Source organism: Pedobacter sp. WC2501 (assembly GCF_052682415.1).
Genome location: NZ_JBQZFI010000001.1, coordinates 5,675,614 through 5,689,302, shown reverse-complemented (window position 1 = coordinate 5,689,302; position 13,689 = coordinate 5,675,614). Strand labels below are relative to the sequence as shown.

General features: G+C 37.8%; 14 protein-coding genes. 5 read left to right on the top strand and 9 right to left on the bottom strand.

The features are described 5' to 3' along the window. Positions 1-41: 41 nt before the first annotated feature. A complete protein-coding gene (locus ACUN24_RS23775) occupies positions 42-425 on the top strand; it encodes a YchJ family protein (RefSeq protein ID WP_445564772.1) in 384 nt (127 codons plus the stop codon). Between the two features lie 80 nt (positions 426-505). On the opposite strand, the gene mazG is transcribed toward ACUN24_RS23775, so the two are convergent. From mazG to mnmD, 6 genes are all read right to left on the bottom strand, one after another. Further along, on the bottom strand, positions 506-1,312 hold the full coding sequence (gene mazG, locus ACUN24_RS23770; RefSeq protein ID WP_445564771.1) for a nucleoside triphosphate pyrophosphohydrolase: 807 nt from the start codon (positions 1,310-1,312) through the stop codon (positions 506-508). A gap of 20 nt (positions 1,313-1,332) precedes the next feature. Next, a complete protein-coding gene (locus ACUN24_RS23765) occupies positions 1,333-1,782 on the bottom strand; it encodes a DoxX family protein (RefSeq protein WP_445564770.1) in 450 nt (149 codons plus the stop codon). A gap of 17 nt (positions 1,783-1,799) precedes the next feature. After that, positions 1,800-2,096 (bottom strand): hypothetical protein, encoded by a 297-nt coding sequence (locus tag ACUN24_RS23760; RefSeq protein WP_445564769.1) that lies wholly within the window; start codon positions 2,094-2,096, stop codon positions 1,800-1,802. Between the two features lies 1 nt (position 2,097). Next, the gene (locus ACUN24_RS23755) at positions 2,098-3,207 is read right to left on the bottom strand and encodes an AI-2E family transporter (protein WP_219075503.1); all 1,110 of its coding nucleotides are present in this window, start codon (positions 3,205-3,207) and stop codon (positions 2,098-2,100) included. Between the two features lie 79 nt (positions 3,208-3,286). After that, complete coding sequence (locus tag ACUN24_RS23750; protein WP_445564768.1) at positions 3,287-4,234, bottom strand: aldo/keto reductase; 948 nt, start codon at positions 4,232-4,234, stop codon at positions 3,287-3,289. A 538-nt stretch (positions 4,235-4,772) separates the two neighbouring features. Further along, positions 4,773-5,441, bottom strand: coding sequence for a tRNA (5-methylaminomethyl-2-thiouridine)(34)-methyltransferase MnmD (gene mnmD, locus ACUN24_RS23745; RefSeq protein ID WP_445564767.1), 669 nt, complete (start codon positions 5,439-5,441; stop codon positions 4,773-4,775). Positions 5,442-5,674: 233 nt separating this feature from the next. On the opposite strand from mnmD, the gene ACUN24_RS23740 reads away from it, so the two are divergent. After that, entirely contained in the window at positions 5,675-6,013 is a 339-nt protein-coding gene (locus ACUN24_RS23740; protein WP_132395270.1) for an MmcQ/YjbR family DNA-binding protein, read from the top strand. Between the two features lie 10 nt (positions 6,014-6,023). On the opposite strand, the gene ACUN24_RS23735 is transcribed toward ACUN24_RS23740, so the two are convergent. The 3 genes from ACUN24_RS23735 to ACUN24_RS23725 all read right to left on the bottom strand — a co-directional run bounded on the left by ACUN24_RS23735 (position 6,024) and on the right by ACUN24_RS23725 (position 9,707). After that, positions 6,024-6,488 (bottom strand): DinB family protein, encoded by a 465-nt coding sequence (locus tag ACUN24_RS23735; protein ID WP_445564766.1) that lies wholly within the window; start codon positions 6,486-6,488, stop codon positions 6,024-6,026. A 23-nt stretch (positions 6,489-6,511) separates the two neighbouring features. Beyond that, positions 6,512-7,312 carry a DUF2625 domain-containing protein gene (locus ACUN24_RS23730; RefSeq protein ID WP_445564765.1) on the bottom strand — a complete coding sequence of 267 codons (801 nt, stop codon included), beginning with the start codon at positions 7,310-7,312 and terminating at the stop codon, positions 6,512-6,514. Between the two features lie 361 nt (positions 7,313-7,673). Further along, positions 7,674-9,707: a M13 family metallopeptidase gene (locus tag ACUN24_RS23725; protein ID WP_445564764.1), complete on the bottom strand. Its 2,034-nt coding sequence runs from the start codon at positions 9,705-9,707 to the stop codon at positions 7,674-7,676. A gap of 347 nt (positions 9,708-10,054) precedes the next feature. On the opposite strand from ACUN24_RS23725, the gene ACUN24_RS23720 reads away from it, so the two are divergent. The 3 genes from ACUN24_RS23720 to ACUN24_RS23710 all read left to right on the top strand — a co-directional run bounded on the left by ACUN24_RS23720 (position 10,055) and on the right by ACUN24_RS23710 (position 13,498). Further along, positions 10,055-12,043, top strand: a complete 1,989-nt coding sequence (locus ACUN24_RS23720; RefSeq protein WP_445564763.1) for a heavy metal translocating P-type ATPase — start codon at positions 10,055-10,057, stop codon at positions 12,041-12,043. Positions 12,044-12,182: 139 nt separating this feature from the next. After that, positions 12,183-12,815 carry a Uma2 family endonuclease gene (locus tag ACUN24_RS23715; RefSeq protein ID WP_445564762.1) on the top strand — a complete coding sequence of 211 codons (633 nt, stop codon included), beginning with the start codon at positions 12,183-12,185 and terminating at the stop codon, positions 12,813-12,815. Positions 12,816-12,862: 47 nt separating this feature from the next. After that, entirely contained in the window at positions 12,863-13,498 is a 636-nt protein-coding gene (locus tag ACUN24_RS23710; RefSeq protein WP_315421932.1) for a Uma2 family endonuclease, read from the top strand. Positions 13,499-13,689: the final 191 nt, after the last annotated feature.

The following is a 13,689-nucleotide window of genomic DNA, read 5'->3' as shown; positions in this document are numbered from 1 at the left end:
CAGGAATATTAAATGATACTTTTGTGTGGTAAATTTTAATCATGGATTTAATAAACTGTCCTTGTGGAAGTGGAATAAACTTCGGGCACTGTTGCCAGCCTTATCATTTAAAAACGAAAACAGCACCAACTGCAGAGGCCTTAATGCGTTCCAGATATTCGGCATTTGTAGTGGCTGATGCGGATTATCTTTATGAAACCACGCACAGTAGTAAAAGAAAAGGACATTCGAAAAGCGCATACTTAAACAGTGCGAAAAATACCAAATGGCTAAAACTCGAAATCGTTTTTTCAGATTTTGATGTTGTAGAGTTTAAAGCCTATTATCTGAATAAGAAATTCCAGACTGAAATATTGCATGAAAAATCTAACTTCAGGTTAGAAGATGGGAGATGGTATTATGTGGATGGAGAATTTTATGAATAAGGTTGAAATCGCAAAATTCATATAAAATTTGCGATTCCACTTGCAGAATTAATATTAATTCTGCGATTTATTCTTTTCAGCTATAATTTCTTTGCTTCGTTCCAATACACATCCATTTCTGCAAGTGTCATATCGGCCAGGGCTTTTCCGTTTTCTTTTGCTTTGGTTTCGAGGTACTGGAAACGTTTGATAAATTTTTTATTGGTTTTTTCTAATGCATTTTCAGGATTGATGTTGATGAAACGTGCATAATTGATCAAAGAGAAAAGTACATCGCCAAATTCTGATTCTGCTTTTTCCAGATCGATGGCCGTGTTATCCGCAACGTTAAACTCAGTTTTAAATTCCTGCAGCTCTTCCTCAACTTTTTCCCATACCTGGTTTTTATCTTCCCAATCGAAACCTACTCCACGGGCTTTTTCCTGGATACGGGCTGCTTTAACCAAAGCTGGTAACGAAGATGGAACACCGGCCAATACCGATTTATTGCCTTCTTTTAGTTTAATCTGCTCCCAATTGCGTTTTACATCTTCTTCGTTCTGCACTTCAACATCGCCATAAATATGCGGGTGCCGGTTTACCAGTTTATCGCAAACCCCGTTTAAAACATCGGTAATATTAAAATCATTGGTTTCTGAAGCAATTCTGGAATAGAAAACAAGGTGCATCATTACATCACCAAGTTCCTTTTTAATTTCGCCTAAATCGCCCTCTAAAATGGCATCGCTTAATTCATAAGTTTCCTCTATCGTTAAATGGCGCAGGGTTTCCATGGTCTGTTTTTTATCCCATGGGCATTGTGTACGCAATGTATCTAAAACGGTGAGTAAACGTGTAAAGGCATCAGCTGGATTATTGGCGCTTGCTGGAATTGGATTATTAGGCATGTTTTATGGTTGAACTATGTTTATCGAACGCTAAAGTACCAAACCCAGGCGATTAAGAAAAGCTGAAAGGGTATTCTGAACAATAAATATTTTAGTCCCGGCCCTGGTTTGTGCAAATCTTCGTAATTGATGCGGTGTTTGGCCGCGTAAATATTGGCAGGTAAAATAGCAATGTAAAAAATAATCAGGGCTATCCCGGTAAAATATCTGGTGCTTTCAATCGCCAGGCCAATGGCAAATAAGACTTCCAGCACACCTGTTAAAAGTACAATTTCTACTTTTTTAGGAATAAACAGGGGGATCATGGCGGCCATACTGGTTTTAAACTTAAAATGTCCGATAGCGGTGAAAAGTAACATCACGCCCATGGCAATATTGCCTGCAAAAATATTTCCTTTATCAAATGTAGTATGACCACCAAAGGCTAATAGGGCAACATACACGACAAGTAATACAAATAAAGGTTTCATTTATTATAATTTTTAATTTACTTGATCAAATTAAAGGCAATTAAAATTGTAGCAAGAAACAATACCAATAAACCGGATAAAAAGATGAGATCAGCAGCTTTTTCCAGTCGCTGACTTGCCGTTTGTTGCCTCCTCATCGAGATAAAAGATAAGATGCAGCTGGTCATAAAAAACATTACAGCAGCTACAGCAAATTCGTCAATTAAAGAGCCATCGGTAAGTGCTAGTTTTTTTAAAGAAGTAAGTACAATAAAGCAAATACCCAAAAGATTGGCAGAAGTGCTTAAAATATGAGGCGATCTGTTTTCGGCCATTTTAATCTTTTTCTTCTAATTTAATCTTTTTTGTAATCCGATAAACGCGCTTCTTTTTATCAGGCTTATGTTCTTCTCCCATTAAAATTCCCCAGGGTTTTAAGGTATCTACTCTGTCGAATATTATTTTTAACATGGCGAGGTAAGGTATACACAAAAACATTCCTGAAATGCCCCAGATCATCTCACCTACTACAATCCCAATAAAGGCAAATAATGCATTTATTTTTACTTTCGAGCCTACCACTAATGGCATCAGTATATTTCCATCTATAGCATGTATACCAACATAGGCAATTAAAACCAGCAGCACTTTACCTGCACCAGCGGTTGCAAAAGTAATCAGGCAGCTTACTAACAGGGCAAAGAATATTCCCAAATAAGGAACTACATTAAAAATACCAGCTACCAGACCCAAAAGAACTGCATATTTAACACCTAATAAACTCAGAACAGTAATCATCAATACCGTAACAATAAGCATCTGTAAGAATAAACCGATGATGTATTTTTTTATGATGTACTGAATCTGACTTACGATTTCTGTAACTTTTTCTTTGTGTTCTTCACTAAAAACCGAAGTTAAAAAAGTAAATAAAACTCTCCGGTAATTTAAAATAAAGAAAGTGAACAGTAGTGTGAAACCTAAAAATAACAGGGTAGAAGATAGCGTGGATAAGGTAGTGGCTACAATTGCTGCACTAGTAGCCAAAGCTTTCTCTGTGCTATCATTTAAATAATCGAGTTGTTTCTGAGAATTTATACCGAAAGTGTGTGAAATCCATTTTTGAAGTTCGTGATAAGAAACATTCGCTTTCTCTTTAAGTAAAGGCCAATCTGCCCATAAATCGCTTAATTGATTGCCAAAGAAATAAATAATACCGCCAATTACAGCAATCATCAAAATTACTGAAACCAGGGTTGATAAACTCCTTTTGAATTTTAATCTGCGTTCTAAAAAATTGCCAACAGGTAATAATAAGATGGCCATTAAAAAAGAGAAAAGTAAGGGAGCCAACAAAGAATGGCCTAAAATGGCAATGTATGTTAAACTGATTAAACAGAAAAGAACCAGGGCAAGCTTGGGCAGGAACGATAGTTTGTCTTTCATATAATTTTAAATCCTGTTTAATACAAAATGCCCGATTAATTGTTTGATCAATCGGGCATTTAAATATAAGAGATTATTTTTAATAGATACTCGCTTTATCTAAAAGGGAAATGTCTTCTGGTGATAATTTTAAATTTGCGGCCTCAGTGAACGATTTTAACTGGCTTAAATCGGTAACACTTGCAATTGGAGCCGTAATTGATGGGTGATAAATTAACCAGGCGAGGGCTACAGAAGCTGGCTCAACACTATGCTTTTCAGCAACCTGATCCAGCGCATTTAAAATTTTAAAGCCACGTTCGTTCAGGAACTTTTTAATACCGCCACCGCGTTGGCTTTTATTCAAATCGTTTTCACTGCGGTATTTTCCGGTTAAGAAACCACTGGCCAACGAATAATAGGTCACTACACCCAAACCATAATCCAGGCAGATTTTTTCGTGTTCCTGCTCAAAGTTTTCTCTATCATAAAGGTTGTATCCTGGTTGGTAAACTTCGTAACGAGGCAAGCTATGTTCGGTTGAATAAAGTAATGACTCTTTTAAGCGGTCGGCAGAAAAATTTGAAGCCCCGATCCAGCGGACTTTGCCTGCTTTAATTAAAGTTTCGTAGGCGCTCAATGTTTCTTCAACAGGTGTGCTTTCGTCATCAAAATGAGAGAAATAAAGATCGATATAATCGGTTTGCAGTCGCGATAAAGAATGTTCAACTTCATTAATGATATAATCTTTTTTTAGTGATTTACCCAGGCCCATATCTGAGCCTACCTTGGTCGCAATAATAATATCATGGCGTTTGTGCTGTTTTTTAAGCCATTTACCAATAATCGTTTCCGATTCGCCACCATTATTTCCAGGTACCCAGCGCGAGTATACATCGGCCGTATCTATAAAATTGAAACCACTTGCTACAAATTGGTCTAATATTTCAAACGATTTTTTTTCATCAATCGTCCAGCCAAAAACATTTCCTCCAAATGCTATTGGCGCAATATTTAAATCGGTTTTTCCTAAGGTTCTTTTTTCCATGATATGAAAGTTAATGATATTTTAACAAAATCAGGATGATGTGGTTTTTGCAGGAGATGAAATTATGTTAAAATGAGAGGAGAGTGGTCTTTTGGAAAACAATCAATTAACAAATCTTCATCTGATAGCTATCAGATGCGAGGCTGGACAAGCGTGTGGCAAAGCCATTTTTCTCTATAAATTAACATGTGCTCTATTTTGTTGGAAAACAAGGCCTGTAGTGCTTGGGTTAAACCAGTCCCGCCCTTTGCTTAATCCCGATAGATCACCAATAAATAAATAATACTCCAATCGGGATAACGCTGTCGGTCGGGTTTATTTTACCACAGATAGTAGTACTGTTTAAGCCACCTAAACCCGATCGAAGCGAGATGCCGATTTTTCATCGGCAGAAGCGGGAGCGGGACTGCAGAGCGCCATTCGCTTCTGCTAAGCTTTCCAAAAAACTGATTTAACAAATTGTCCTGCTGAGTGTGGACAAACGCTTGTCGAGGCAATCATATACCATAATCACCTAAAAACCTTATGCCTTAAACCTTTAACCTTCCGCCTTAGTTGCCCTAAGCATTTCCCTTTTCCCAGGGGCGCCAGGTAATTTTTCGATGGTAAATCCGCAGGCTTTAACGGCCCTTTTCAGTTTTCCGGTAATGGCGTAGGTAACAAAAGTTCCGCCAGGTTTTAAGAAACTGCAGGCATGTGCAATAATTTCATCGCTCCACATTTCGGGCTGGTGCTGTACAGAAAATGCATCATAATAAATCAGGTCAAATTTTTGGTTACTGCTGTATTCGGCCAATGTTGTGTGCGGGATTTCTAACGAGCAAAGCGAAGTTAATTTCTTGGGTGCTTTTAATGCTTCCGGGTAATTTGAAATAAAATCGGTCCATATTTCTTCAGGAACATATGCTGCATAACCAGTCTGCTCAATGATAGCTGTAGTAAGTGGAAAGGCCTCAATGCTGGTATAGTTAAGTTTAATGCTATTTTCTGTACAATATTCGAAACTTAAAATAAAGTTTAGTCCGGTGCCGAAACCAACTTCCAAAATGGAAACTTCATTTAAATTAGTAGAAGCAAATTTTAATCCGGCATCAATAAACACGTGTTTGCTTTCTTGCAGGGCGCCATGTTTACTATGGTAATGTTCGCCTATGGTTTCGTTATAAAGTGTATTCGAACCATCAGCAGTAGGCGTAATTATATTCATGGGCTAGGATTTTAAGGATTCTTGGATTTCAAGATTATGACGCAAATATAGATAAGATATAGTATTAATATGATTTTTGGATTTGGGGATAAATTAGCCACAGATAGGATAGATAAATTAATCAGCTTTAATCTTCGGACTCCCGACCTCTGACTTTTTCTCTTCCGGCTTTAATCTTTTGTTCTTAGCTTTGGTCTTACCCTAAACCCTAAACCCTAAACCTAACCCTAAATATGGACATCGAATCGTTCAGAGAATATTGTTTGAGTTTACCTGGCACTACAGAAGGTATGAAATGGGAACATCTATGTTTTATGATAGAAGAGAAAATCTATGTAATTATTGCTATTGACGAGGGTAACCGTTTTTCTATCAAATGCAATCCGGATGAATTTGATGAACTTGCTGCCAGAGACGGCATTGCGCAGGCCTATCATATGGCAAAGCGGCAATGGATTCAGATCGAAAATTTGGATGTATTGAACGATAAAGAACTAAAAAGTAGGGTGGCCGATTCGAGGGCGATGGTTTTGGCTAAACTCCCTAAAAAGACACAGGCAAAATACGCTTAAATTTTCAGGGCTAGACCAATTTCTTCAATGCCATGATATAACCGATATGCATCCCCTCATGGAAAGGGATAAAGTTTATCGCATCTTCTATCGAATTTAGTTTCATACCATACCGTTTGTTCCAAGGATCGAACTTTAGAAAAATACCACTCAAATAATCGGTGGTTAAACGATCCATGCTGGTTAAGAGTGTATCAAAAATGGAATCAATCTCTGTCTGCTCAATAAAATTTTCTGGTTTTGTTCCGCTTAAAAATGGCGAAAAATGTTCTTCTATAACCGTTACCGTTAATCCCGATCTTTCATAACAAAGGTTTTGCTGTGCAGCGGTTAAATGGGCAATATTCCAGATCATGTTATTGTTAAAACCCGAAGGGATTTTGTTTAACTGCTCTGTGGTTAAATCTTTTACTAATTCCAGAACAAAAGCCCTGGTATTTTTGATCTGGGTGATGGTAGCAAGTGTATCAGGCATCGAATTGTTTTGTAGACAGCGATTTATTGCTCGTTTTTAGTTTCCTCTTTTTTAGATTCGTCTTTTTTTATGCCTTTGTCTGCATTCAGTTCTTTCGACTTCATAATATTAAAACGGTACATTTCTTCAATCCCAACAAGTTTTCGGGTACATTTATCAATGTCGGTTCCTTCCTCCCATAAATAAGGGCGGAAACTATAGGTTTTGGTACCATCCAAATTGGCAATAAATTGGTTCCAGCTGCTCCAGCGCAATCCTTTATAAAATTTAGAGAGATCACTATCGAAACAAAAAACAAGAAACTCGCCATAACCTGCTCCAAGTGGTTGCCAGGTTAGGCTGTTTGGTTCAAGGTAGTACACGTTTTTAATGTCTTTACCCAAACCGCCGTAATTAATCGCAAAGAAACCACCTACAGCATCATCGGCAATTAAAAGGTAGGGAATATTATCGCCATATTCCTTTATGGTTTTTCCTTTGTTCCATTCCGCAACATTCCGGCTCAATCTTTCGCTGCCCGAACCTAAAATTCTAATCCAGCCATTATCAACCATTATGCCTCCGGTATTATAAATTACCGAACCAAGTGTAGCATAGGTAGTCATTTGCGAGTTGTATAAAACTTCTTTTGCTTTTGCAGAATCAACAGGTAGAATTTCTACCTTGTTTTTTGCAGAGTCGATCCATTTTTTTACCAGTGGCCAGGCCGGATCGGTTTTATTTATCAATGCTTCAAGACTGATTAACTTATTGTCTTGAGCAAAGCTTATGGAAGAGAGTAAGGTTAAACTTAGGATAAGAATTGTTTTGAATGCGCTTCTCATGAAAAGGGGCTTATGTTTTCTCAAAGATAGAATGATAATTAAGAATTACTGGAAGGAGATAAATTAATTTTGATTTGGGATAAATATTGAGGTTGGATTAATTAGTTCGTAGAGACACCAAGGCGGTGCATAATTGTGCAGTCGGATGTTACCATCCGACTGATTTATTGAACATCTAAAAATAATCGATTAATTCGATGAATTGAATTGATAATTTCAGCCAGTGTCAGATGGTAACATCTTACACCACGCTAATAAAACAAAACGCCCCAAATAAATCGGGGCGCTTCTAATATAGGGATGATAAAATAATTCATTTAGCTGTCGAGTGGAAAAAACCTTCCAGCCCTCAACCTCAAAACTACCACATTCTAATTCTGTCTTCTGGTTTTTTATATAATTTATCGCCAGGTTTAACATCAAAAGCATTATACCACGCATCCATATTTACAGGTGCACCAATGGTACGGTATGGGCCTGGAGAATGCGGATCAGTTTTAATTAGCTGAGCAGCACTTTCGGGTAAAATATTACCTCTCCATACTTGTGCCCAGGCCAGGAAAAAACGCTGATCTGGTGTAAAACCATCAATTTTCTCATTGCTTTGACCTTGTTTGGTCATTTTGAATGCAGTATAAGCGGCATTTAAACCTCCTAAATCGCCAATGTTTTCGCCCATGGTTAACTTACCAATTACATGAATGGTATCTAATACGGTATAAGCATCAAACTGCTCGCCTAAAGCCTTTGTTTTTGCGTCAAATTTAGCTTTGTCTTCAGCAGTCCACCAGTTTTTTAAGTTACCGGCAGCATCATATTGACTTCCGCTGTCATCAAAACCATGGCTCATTTCGTGACCAATCACTGCGCCTATACCGCCATAATTAACGGCATCATCGGCATTTGGATCAAAGAAAGGGAACTGTAAAATACCAGCAGGGAAAACAATCTCATTCAGTGTAGGGCTATAGTAAGCATTAACCGTTGGAGGTGTCATACCAAAACGTTTGCGATCAACAGGTTTACCTAACTGATCAATCATTTCTTTATAGCCCCAAACACTTGCATTGCGTAAGTTTTGGAAATAAGTATCCTTATTAATCACTAAACCATCATAGTTTTTCCATTTTTCCGGATAACCCACTTTTGGTGTAAAGGCATGTAATTTAGCTAATGCCTTTTGTTTGGTTTCAGGGCTCATCCACTCTAAACCATTAATTCTGATTTCGAATGCTTTACGCAAGTTTACAATCATCTGGTTCATCCGCTCTTTAGCTTCCGGCTTAAAATATTTGGCCACGTAGAGCTGGCCTAATAATTCGCCGATAGTGCCATCAGTTAAAGATGACATGCGTTGCCAACGTGGTGTTTGTACTTTCTGACCTGTTTGAGCCTGCGTAAAAGCGAAACTTGCCTTCACAAATGGAGAACTTAAACCGGAAGCTGAACCTTTTAAAATGTTCCACTCCAGATAAGTTTGCCAATCGGTAACCGGAACCGATTTCAACATGCCATCAAGGCTCGCCATAAATTTAGGCGAAGAAACCAGAACAGTATCCTGATTTTTGATTTTGAATTTAGGCAAATAGGTTGTCCAGTTAATATCTGGTGTTTTTTGGTTCAGTTCGGCAACGGTAAGCTTGTTATAGGTAGCGTAAGGATCGCGCATTTCTAAACGGCTCATCTGCGCTTCAGCGAATTGCTTTTCAATTTTATAAACGGTTGCTGCTTTTTGTTTTGCTTCTTCCGGTGTACTTCCCGTTAAGGTAAATAAAGTAACCATATAGGTATTGTAAGCATCGCGGATCTTAACACTGCGTGTATCATCTTTCAGGTAATAATCGCGATCAGGAAGTGTTGTGCCTCCCTGACTAATATTCACCATGTATTTGTTTACATTCTTGCGGTCTTGCCCAACACCAAGGCCAAACATTCCTCCACCCAAACCATTGGTTCGCATGTAAACCACCTGATCCAGCACACCCTGAATATTTTTAATTTGCTTAATTTTCGCTAAATCGGCTTTTATTGGGGTATAACCCAATTCTTCAATGGTTGTACTGTCCATAGCAGCCGTATAAAAATCGCCAACTCTACGCTTAACCGAACCTGCAGGAGCAGATTTGTCAGCAGCTGCATCTTCCACTAAAGATTTAACAGCGTTGATGTTGAAATCGCGAAGCTCGTTAAATGAACCCCAACGCGTTTCTTTAGCAGGAACTGGATTGTTTTTTATCCACGTACCACTTGCGTAGGTGTAGAAATCGTCGCCTGGTTTAACGGAAAGATCCATGTTGGCAGGGTCGATAAATTTTTTGGTTTGTGCATTTGCAGAAAATCCGGCAGCGACTATACCTAGCGCTGCAAAATATCTTTTCAAATTTTGGTATTTCATTCGCTTAATAAGTTAATAATGATGCGAAATTTATGAAATACTAATTAATACTGGTGTTATATATTAAGAATATTACTTGTTAAACCAGTAGTATATTTTTGCTAAGCCAAGCCTCCTGATAAGTTCTGATGCTGAAAAAGAAATTTTAATAGATTTCATGATTTTAAATCTTTTATACCACTATTAACATTTTTTAACAAAATTTATTGTGTGCTTGTAAAAATTATTGCTATTAAGAATGATTCGGGATAAAACATTTTATTTTCCATAAATTTGAAAACGGTTATCTAAACCTGCGGGGTTTTATCGTTAACAATAACAATGATGTTTAGCATACTATAAATATAATGAGTCACTCACACGATAAAGAAGATAGCTGTTGCAGCAGTAAAGTACATTCCGAACCAAAACATAGCCATGATCATGATCATACACATGAAGAAGGCGAGGAACATGACCACGACCATGGTGGAGATCCTTCTGCCTTTAAAACGTATTTGCCAGCCATCGTAACATTGGTTATGCTGCTGATTGGAATTGCGTTTGACAACCTGTTTACGGTTCCTGTATTTCAAATTATTCGGCCTTATTGGTATATCGTGGCTTATTTACCTGTGGGCATCCCGGTTTTACGCGAGGTTTGGGAAACTTTTAAAGCCAAAGATTTCTTTACCGAGTTTTCTTTAATGTCTATCGCCACCATCGGTGCTTTTGCCATTGGAGAATATCCTGAGGGCGTAACGGTAATGCTTTTTTACACTATCGGCGAGTTGTTTCAAATGGCTGCAGTAAACCGTGCCAAAAGGAATATTAAAGCATTACTTGATGTTCGTGCAGATGTAGGGCATGTATTCCGCAATGGGAAATACGAAGACGTTAATCCTGAAATGGTAGAAATTGGCGAAACCATACAAGTAAAGGCTGGTGAGAAAATCCCTTTAGACGGAGAATTGATAAGTGATAAAAGCAGTTTTAATACTGCTGCTTTAACGGGCGAGAGCAAACCGCGTACAATTAATAAGGGCGAATCGATTTTGGCAGGGATGCTTAATTTGGATAAAGTAGTCGAAGTTAAAGTGACCAAAGCTTTTGCAGACAGTGCATTATCACGCATTTTGGAAATGGTTCAAAATGCCACTACCCGCAAAGCTAAGACCGAACTTTTTATTCGCAAGTTTGCGAAAATATATACCCCGATTGTTTTCTTTTTAGCCCTCGCGCTGGTTACTATCCCAATTTTGGTTTTAGGAAACGAATATCATTTTCAAACCTGGTTGTATCGTTCGCTGGTTTTCCTGGTTATATCTTGCCCATGTGCGCTGGTCATTTCTATTCCATTGGGTTATTTTGGCGGAATTGGTGCGGCATCGGCAAATGGCATTCTTTTTAAAGGCTCTAATTTCCTTGATCTGATTACCAAACTGAATACGGTTGTAATGGATAAAACCGGAACCTTAACAAAAGGTGTTTTCAATGTTCAAAAAGTAGAAAGCAGTATTGATGAAGCAGAATTTTTGAATTTATTAACGGCTGTTGAAGCCAAATCTACCCATCCAATTGCGAAGGCCATTGTAGAATATACTGGTGAAAAAGAAATTCATCCTGCCGAAAACATCGAGGAAATTGCTGGAATGGGCTTAAAAGGTCTGGTTAATGGTAAAGAGGTTTTAGCAGGTAATGTTAAACTTTTGGAGAAATTTAATATTGATTATGAGCCTAAAATTGCATCGATAGAAGAAAGTATTGTAGTTGTTGCTATCGACCAGAAATATGTTGGTTATGTTCTGATTGCAGATGAAATAAAGGAAGATGCTGCCGAAGCCATTAAAAAGCTCTACGAAAACGGAATAAAACAGGTTGTGATGTTAAGTGGTGATAAGACCTCAATTGTTAAAAAAGTAGCCTTGAGTTTAGGTATTGATACTTATTTTGGCGACTTATTACCTGAAGATAAAGTTGCCCGATTGGAAGCAATTAAAAGCGACAAAAGTAAGGTGGTGGCCTTTGTGGGAGATGGAATTAACGATACACCGGTATTGGCAATCAGCGATATTGGTATTGCCATGGGCGCAATGGGTAGCGATGCTGCGATCGAAACAGCAGACGTAGTGATTCAAACCGATCAGCCTTCTAAAATTGCAACTGCGGTTAAAATAGGTAAGGCAACCAAAAATGTAGTCATCCAGAATATTGTATTGGCATTTGCTGTAAAAGCAATTGTCTTAATTTTAGGGGCAGGAGGTATAGCAACCATGTGGGAAGCGGTTTTTGCCGACGTTGGTGTGGCACTTCTGGCTATTTTAAATGCGGTGAGAATTCAGAAGATGAAGTTTTAGTAAATTTATACTTTTACCATTAAGAAAATTAAAATAGTTAAGTAATTGCCTAAAACTTAATGTCCTTAATTTCTTAATGGTATTAAGATATGTTGAAAAATAGAAAGTCGGAATACTATAAAAATTAGTATATTTGATTATGTCTGAACCCGTTCCATATCCTGTTTTAAACGATGATGAACCTGTAAGGCAGTTCAATGAACTTGACGCATCGTTAACTTATAGTTATTCCAATTATTTAAACTGGCTTTTTCCCGAAAGAGTTGAACTGATTAAAGGTAAAATCTTTAAGATGAGTCCTGCACCTTCAAGCGTTCATCAGGGAGTTATTGGCAACATATTTCTTAAGTTAGGGAGTTTTTTAAAAAAGCAACCTTGCAAAGTTTACCTATCGCCATTTGATGTTCGTTTTCCAAAGGAAAGTCACCATGATAAAGCTATTTTTACCGTTTTACAACCAGATATCTGTGTAATCTGTGATAGAAACAAAATTGATGCCCGTGGTTGTATTGGCGCACCCGATCTGGTTGTGGAGGTTTTATCTCCCGGAAATACCAGAATGGAACTGCTTAATAAGTACCGTGTTTACGAAGAATTTGGTGTTAAAGAATATTGGGTGGTGAGCCAGAGTGATCAAAGCATTTTGATATATACCCTAAACGAGATGGGTAAATTTCAGCCCTCTAAAATATTCACCTTAAGCGAAAAAATTACGTCAACTGTATTGCCAGGTTTTGAACTGGCATTGGATGATGTTTTTGAGGATTTATAAAATCCACAAATATTTTTAGATTACTACTTTTTTTAGTATCTTAGACTATGTCTGAGCCAGTTCCATATCCTGTTTTAAACGATGACGAGCCTGTCAGGCAGTTCAATGAACTTGATGCATCGTTAACTTATAGCTATTCTAACTATTTAAACTGGCTTTTCCCTGAAAGGGTAGAGTTGATTGCAGGCAAAATCTTTAAAATGAGTCCTGCGCCATCAAGGGTGCACCAAGGTGTTTCTATTAATTTGTTAAATCCAATAATTAATTTTTTAAAAGGTAAACCCTGTAAGGTTTATGCAGCGCCTTTTGATGTCCGTTTTCCAAAGGAAAGCAAAGCTGATAAAGATGTATTTACTGTTCTACAACCAGATATCTGCGTAATCTGCGATAAAAGCAAACTTGATGCCCGTGGCTGTATCGGTGCGCCTGATCTGGTAATCGAAATTTTATCGCCGGGAAATACCAAAATGGAGCTGCTAAATAAGTATAAGGTTTATGAAGAGTTTGGTGTTAAAGAATATTGGGTGGTGAGCCAAAGTGATCAAAGCATTTTGATATATACCCTAAATGAAATGGGTAAATTTCAACCTTCTAAAATATTTACCTTGAGTGAAAAAATTACGTCAACCGTATTGCCTGGTTTTGAGCTGGCATTAGATGATGTTTTTGATGACGTAGAGTAATCGTTTAATAAAACTTCATTATGGTTCTTGTTTTGCAAGAACCAATTTTTCTAAACCTGATTGACGTGGTAGCTCCCGACTTCACGTCGGGGCTAAAAACCAAAAGCAGGGCTAAATCAAAATACGCACCTGCTTTCCAAAAACTAACGCGCATATCTTTTCCATACACTCATCTGAAGTTTACCTGCTTT

What these genes read in the sequence shown, in the direction of transcription:
- ACUN24_RS23740 (WP_132395270.1), top strand. Translation starts at nt 5,675, where the DNA reads ATGGACATCGAATCGTTCAGAGAATATTGTTTGAGTTTACCTGGCACT.
- ACUN24_RS23710 (WP_315421932.1), top strand. Translation starts at nt 12,863, where the DNA reads ATGTCTGAGCCAGTTCCATATCCTGTTTTAAACGATGACGAGCCTGTC.
- ACUN24_RS23750 (WP_445564768.1), bottom strand. Translation starts at nt 4,234, where the DNA reads ATGGAAAAAAGAACCTTAGGAAAAACCGATTTAAATATTGCGCCAATA.
- mazG (WP_445564771.1), bottom strand. Translation starts at nt 1,312, where the DNA reads ATGCCTAATAATCCAATTCCAGCAAGCGCCAATAATCCAGCTGATGCC.
- ACUN24_RS23765 (WP_445564770.1), bottom strand. Translation starts at nt 1,782, where the DNA reads ATGAAACCTTTATTTGTATTACTTGTCGTGTATGTTGCCCTATTAGCC.
- ACUN24_RS23760 (WP_445564769.1), bottom strand. Translation starts at nt 2,096, where the DNA reads ATGGCCGAAAACAGATCGCCTCATATTTTAAGCACTTCTGCCAATCTT.
- ACUN24_RS23730 (WP_445564765.1), bottom strand. Translation starts at nt 7,312, where the DNA reads ATGAGAAGCGCATTCAAAACAATTCTTATCCTAAGTTTAACCTTACTC.
- ACUN24_RS23775 (WP_445564772.1), top strand. Translation starts at nt 42, where the DNA reads ATGGATTTAATAAACTGTCCTTGTGGAAGTGGAATAAACTTCGGGCAC.
- ACUN24_RS23735 (WP_445564766.1), bottom strand. Translation starts at nt 6,488, where the DNA reads ATGCCTGATACACTTGCTACCATCACCCAGATCAAAAATACCAGGGCT.
- ACUN24_RS23755 (WP_219075503.1), bottom strand. Translation starts at nt 3,207, where the DNA reads ATGAAAGACAAACTATCGTTCCTGCCCAAGCTTGCCCTGGTTCTTTTC.
- ACUN24_RS23725 (WP_445564764.1), bottom strand. Translation starts at nt 9,707, where the DNA reads ATGAAATACCAAAATTTGAAAAGATATTTTGCAGCGCTAGGTATAGTC.
- ACUN24_RS23715 (WP_445564762.1), top strand. Translation starts at nt 12,183, where the DNA reads ATGTCTGAACCCGTTCCATATCCTGTTTTAAACGATGATGAACCTGTA.
- mnmD (WP_445564767.1), bottom strand. Translation starts at nt 5,441, where the DNA reads ATGAATATAATTACGCCTACTGCTGATGGTTCGAATACACTTTATAAC.
- ACUN24_RS23720 (WP_445564763.1), top strand. Translation starts at nt 10,055, where the DNA reads ATGAGTCACTCACACGATAAAGAAGATAGCTGTTGCAGCAGTAAAGTA.